At 49.4% G+C, this 4,366-nt stretch carries 6 protein-coding genes and 2 pseudogenes; 6 read left to right on the top strand and 2 right to left on the bottom strand.

Going from position 1 to position 4,366, the window contains the following annotated elements; all coding sequences use genetic code 11:
• The 4 genes and pseudogenes from ACP5J3_RS11340 to ACP5J3_RS11325 all read left to right on the top strand — a co-directional run.
• Positions 1-617: pseudogene (locus ACP5J3_RS11340) on the top strand (replication factor C small subunit); the annotation flags it as partial.
• A 75-nt stretch (positions 618-692) separates the two neighbouring features.
• The gene (locus tag ACP5J3_RS11335) at positions 693-1,694 is read left to right on the top strand and encodes a transcription initiation factor IIB (protein WP_014287321.1); all 1,002 of its coding nucleotides are present in this window, start codon (positions 693-695) and stop codon (positions 1,692-1,694) included.
• Positions 1,695-1,728: 34 nt separating this feature from the next.
• Positions 1,729-2,058, top strand: a complete 330-nt coding sequence (locus tag ACP5J3_RS11330; RefSeq protein WP_428495792.1) for an HIT family protein — start codon at positions 1,729-1,731, stop codon at positions 2,056-2,058.
• Positions 2,015-2,377 carry a hypothetical protein gene (locus tag ACP5J3_RS11325; protein ID WP_428495791.1) on the top strand — a complete coding sequence of 121 codons (363 nt, stop codon included), beginning with the start codon at positions 2,015-2,017 and terminating at the stop codon, positions 2,375-2,377. Before ACP5J3_RS11330 ends, ACP5J3_RS11325 begins: the two co-directional genes overlap by 44 nt.
• On the opposite strand, the gene ACP5J3_RS11320 is transcribed toward ACP5J3_RS11325, so the two are convergent.
• Entirely contained in the window at positions 2,378-2,689 is a 312-nt protein-coding gene (locus ACP5J3_RS11320; protein WP_428495790.1) for a hypothetical protein, read from the bottom strand.
• Between the two features lie 73 nt (positions 2,690-2,762).
• Between ACP5J3_RS11320 and ACP5J3_RS11315 the strand changes: the two genes are divergently transcribed.
• On the top strand, positions 2,763-3,236 hold the full coding sequence (locus ACP5J3_RS11315) for a ribosomal protein L13e (RefSeq protein ID WP_428495789.1): 474 nt from the start codon (positions 2,763-2,765) through the stop codon (positions 3,234-3,236).
• On the opposite strand, the gene ACP5J3_RS11310 is transcribed toward ACP5J3_RS11315, so the two are convergent.
• The gene (locus ACP5J3_RS11310; protein ID WP_428495788.1) at positions 3,237-3,950 is read right to left on the bottom strand and encodes a helix-turn-helix domain-containing protein; all 714 of its coding nucleotides are present in this window, start codon (positions 3,948-3,950) and stop codon (positions 3,237-3,239) included.
• 104 nt (positions 3,951-4,054) lie between these two features.
• Here ACP5J3_RS11310 and ACP5J3_RS11305 point away from each other — a divergent pair.
• Positions 4,055-4,366 (top strand): annotated as a pseudogene (locus tag ACP5J3_RS11305) (coiled-coil protein); the annotation flags it as partial.

The following is a 4,366-nucleotide window of genomic DNA, read 5'->3' as shown; positions in this document are numbered from 1 at the left end:
CAGACGCACAACAAGCACTACGCAGAATAATGGAAATATACGCACAAAACACAAGATTCATACTACTAGCAAACTACATCAGCGGGATTATCGAGCCTATCCAGTCCCGTACTGTAATGGTCAGGTTCTCCCCCCTCCCCAAGGAGGCGGTTTTTACACGGCTCCGCTACATAGCCGAGAACGAGGGGGTTAAGATCTCCGACGACGCCCTGGAGACGATATATGAATTCACCCAGGGCGATATGAGGAGGGCTATAAACGCCCTGCAGATAGCCGCCTCTGTAGATAAGGAGGTGACTGAGGAGGTGGTGGCCAGAGCCCTAGGCATGGTGAGCCCCCGGCTTTTGAGAGAGGCTCTTCACGAGGCTGTGAGGGGGAGTTTTGGAAAAGCCGCCACTCAGATATATGGATTCGTGGTGGACGGCGGTGTCGGCGAGCTGGAGATTATAAAGCAGATACACAGAGAGGTGCTGAGGCTAGACGTGCCGGAGTATGTAAAACCAGAGCTTGCCTACATAATAGCCGAGGCTCACTACGCCATCTTGAGGGGGGCCCATGGGCTTACACAGATCTACGGCGCGCTTGCAAAAGTTAGGAAACTTCTAAGGTCTGGGTAGCTACACCTGTCCCAAAACCAGTCTCGTGTTATAAACGAAAGATTTTTATACCCCAGAAAAGCTTATAAACACGCCATGTCCGGCACTAACCCCACGTCCTCGGGCAAGCCTCTTAAACTCCGCATTAACCGAGATAGTGAGGGGTATTTAAGTCTTGTCACAGACACCGGCGAGGTATACCGATGCCCCATCTGCGGGAATGACAAATTCGTATACAACTACGAGAAGGGTGAGGTGGTGTGTATAGTATGCGGCGCAGTAGTCCAGGAACAGCTCCTCGACCTGGGGCCGGAGTGGAGGGCCTTTACCTCAGAGGAGAAGGGCCAGAGGGCCCGCACCGGCGCCCCCCTCACGAGACTCATTTCAGAGGCTCTAACCACGGTAATAGACTGGAGAGACAAAGACGTATCTGGGAAAGAGCTCGACATTAAGAGAAAGCTAGAGGTCATTAGGCTAAGGAAATGGCAGACGAGAGCCAGGGTACAGACGTCGTACGAGAGAAACTTCATACAAGCCGCCCAGGAGCTAGAGAGGCTGAGGAGCTCCATGGGCATACCAAGGCCCTGTATAGAACAGGCGCTGGAGATCTACAGACAAGCCCTAGAGAAGGAGCTAGTCAGAGGGAGGTCTGTAGAGGCCATGGCAGCCGCCGCCCTCTACATGGCCTGCCGTATGATGAAGATGCCAAGACCTCTAGACGAGCTAGTTAGGTATACAAAAGCGTCAAGGAGAGAGGTGGCTAGGTGCTACAGACTCCTCCTCAGAGAACTAAATGTAAAGGTGCCTATAAGCGACCCAATTCTCTACATCTCGAGGATCGCGGAACAGTTAAAACTCAGCGGTGAGGTGATCAAGTCTGCAATAGACATACTTCAGAAGGCGAAGAAAGCCGGCATAACCGCCGGTAAGGATCCAGCTGGCCTCGCCGCCGCCGCGGTGTACATCGCCTCTCTGATGCACGGCGACAACAGGACTCAGAAAGACTTCGCGGTGGCCGCCGGAGTCACAGAGGTCACAGTCAGGAATAGGTACAAAGAACTAGCTAAGGCACTCAACATCAAGGTACCCATAAAGTAGGTATTTTTTAAAAACTCCCCCATCTAGGTCTGCAGTGTTAGCTGACATAGTGATAGAGGCCGCAGAGAAGCCTTTCAACGGCGGCCACGTGGTGATCAAATTAAAGACCCCCGTCCTCGAACTCGGAGAGAGAGAACTCGCAACTCTCAAAAACGTCATAGATAACGTAGTGAGGTACATGAAGGCCGAGTTCTCCCCGGAGGGTTTTAATATCTACATCAAAGATCAGGAGGTGCATGTAATACCTCGTTGGTGTGGGGATGTAAATGTGGCGTTTTTTGGCGGCATAAAGGTGATTCCATTAGCCCCCAGTGACGTATATGAGAGAGTTATTGAAAAATGTTGCCATGAATCTAACGCTTGAGGCCATATCCTCGGCGGTAGTACTAGCTATAGGCGTTTTCTTAGCCCAGAGAATCCACCACGACTACAAATTAGTTACGATTTTTAAAAATTATCCGTTGCCACAGTCAGTAAAGAGTAATAGTATAATCGACTTAGATAAACTATATATATTTATTCAGAACTTCAAATACAAAGTAGAACCTAAAGGCGTTCAGTTAAATGTAGAGGGCAACCTCATAAAGATCTTATCTGGCGTAGGCGAGGTAGACATAGTACTCGAGGCGTGGGGATATCTAGATATGTATAGAGTTCGCAGAGTGATTAAGGTTGTGGAGTAGTCACGTCCGTAAGATTTGTCTAAGGAGCATTAGTATCTGGATGTCCCACACCACAAGAAACGCATATACCAGCGCTATTCTCAGCGATAGTAAAGTAAAGGAGAGGAGTAGACCTATAACGTCTATGAGCAGTATGAGCCCCACTAGGATGAAGGCGACCTCGGCCTCCTCAACTATGCGGATAATTAATGCAGATATTGCCATCAACAAGACGCTCACTAGCAGAACCGCGTCGATGGTGGATGTAGTAAAAAACACGACGAGCGATAAGAAAAGCTTAAACACAGCCACCGTGGCTAAGGCTCTGTGCACCAGCAGATGGATAGCACCGGTAAATAAGCTTGTTGCGTGTGAAGATTTATAAATAGGTCAATAAAGGGACTTGATGACCGAGGCGCCGAAGCCGCTTGTGAAAATACCTGCGAAGATAGCCCAAGGCGGCGTGACTAGGTGGAAGACCGGCAGAGGCTACTCCCTTGAGGAGCTACGCGCAGTGGGTATAAACGCAGATCAGGCAAGGTTGCTGGGAATCCCGGTGGACGAGAGGAGGAGATCCTCGTGGCCTCAGAACGTGGAGAATCTACGGAAGTGGCTTCTCGACGTGTTGGAGGGCAAGATCGCGCCGCCTGAGCCGTCGTATCCAAAGCTTGTGGAGATAAAGCGGAAGCGCGGGAGGGCGTACAGAGGCTTGACCTCCGCCGGTAGAGCGTCCAGAGGGCTAGCCTCTGTGAAGCTTAGAGAGACTCACAACTACAAGTTCAAGAAGAAGGCCAGGGAGAGGGCGTTGAAGAAGAGGCACGAGGCGACGAAGGGATTAGGAAACGTGTTGAGAATATCAAAAATTATAAACCGGAAGTAGCTACTTAAACTGTCTCAAGTTCTCTATTACCTTTTCAATACTCATAGTAGTTGTCGCAAGTGGTATGTGACTTCTCTTTGCAATCTCCACGGCGAGTTGGTCGACGGCGTCGGGCTTCAGCCCGTGGAGTACCACAAGCGACGGCTTTACACTTAGGACAGAGGACATGGACTTTATTGCTATTATCGGAGAGCGGCCGGTGGATACCTTTGTAAATATCGCTGCGCGTTGAGTCGTGCCTCCATATAGCCGGACATACTCGGCGGCGGGCACCTCCAGCACAAGCTTGACACTGTCGACAACTGTGTAGCCGTGTATATCGAGGCCCGGGGGTGGGCGGACCACAACCTCCGCTCCTATCGCTTGTAGAAAAGCCGAGGCTGGTACAGGCTCTGAGAATTCCCGCATATCGAGCACCGCTACCCAGAACTTTTCTTTTAATAACTGACGCTCGAGGAGGTTTATAACCATGCCGCCCCTCTCTAGATCTGTCTCTATTAGAGCCTGTACAAATTTCTTAACGAATCTAGAGCCTGGGAACTTCCTACGGCCCGACTCGTAGTCGCTAATAACGCTGGGGGATGTGTTTAGCCTAGTCGCTATGGCGGTCTGCGTAAGTCCAAAAATAAGTCTCCACTTCTTTATAGCCTCCCCGGGATTATCCGAGACTATTATGTCGCCAGCTATGTATATGGCTACGTGGTGATGACTCACGTCTATATGTAATATGTGATTTTTAATTTTTACTTTTTGGCTAAACGCCGAGGGAGGCATGTGGTGTGGAGGTATAAGATTTAAATTAGGGGTTTTCTATAGGCGTGCTTAGTAAGGAAGAGTTGCTTGAGAAAATCCGTGAAGTAAATTCTCGAATTGACGAGGTCCAGAGACAGATAGACGAAACCACTAGCGAAATAAACAATAAAAGAACTCTGCTGGAGGAAATCCGGAAGGAGCTTGCCGAGGTGAGGTCGCATATTGAAGGCGCTAGGGGGCGGCTTCAGAAAACTAGAGAGTTGATAAGCTCCCTAGTGGAGAGAAAGAGTCAAATAATAAACCAGATAAGAAATCTTAGGAATGAATTACTGCAAATGAATATAACTATGCAGAAGTATAGAGAAAAACTAGTTATC

The organism is Pyrobaculum sp., from assembly GCF_049971835.1.
GTDB lineage: Archaea > Thermoproteota > Thermoprotei > Thermoproteales > Thermoproteaceae > Pyrobaculum.
Note: the sequence above shows the minus strand (reverse complement) of the source record. Positions and strands in the feature narration are given on the sequence as shown.

Coding starts and splice junctions, on each gene's coding strand:
- ACP5J3_RS11325 (WP_428495791.1), top strand. CDS start 2,015: ATGAGAGAGTTATTGAAAAATGTTGCCATGAATCTAACGCTTGAGGCC.
- ACP5J3_RS11335 (WP_014287321.1), top strand. CDS start 693: ATGTCCGGCACTAACCCCACGTCCTCGGGCAAGCCTCTTAAACTCCGC.
- ACP5J3_RS11315 (WP_428495789.1), top strand. CDS start 2,763: ATGACCGAGGCGCCGAAGCCGCTTGTGAAAATACCTGCGAAGATAGCC.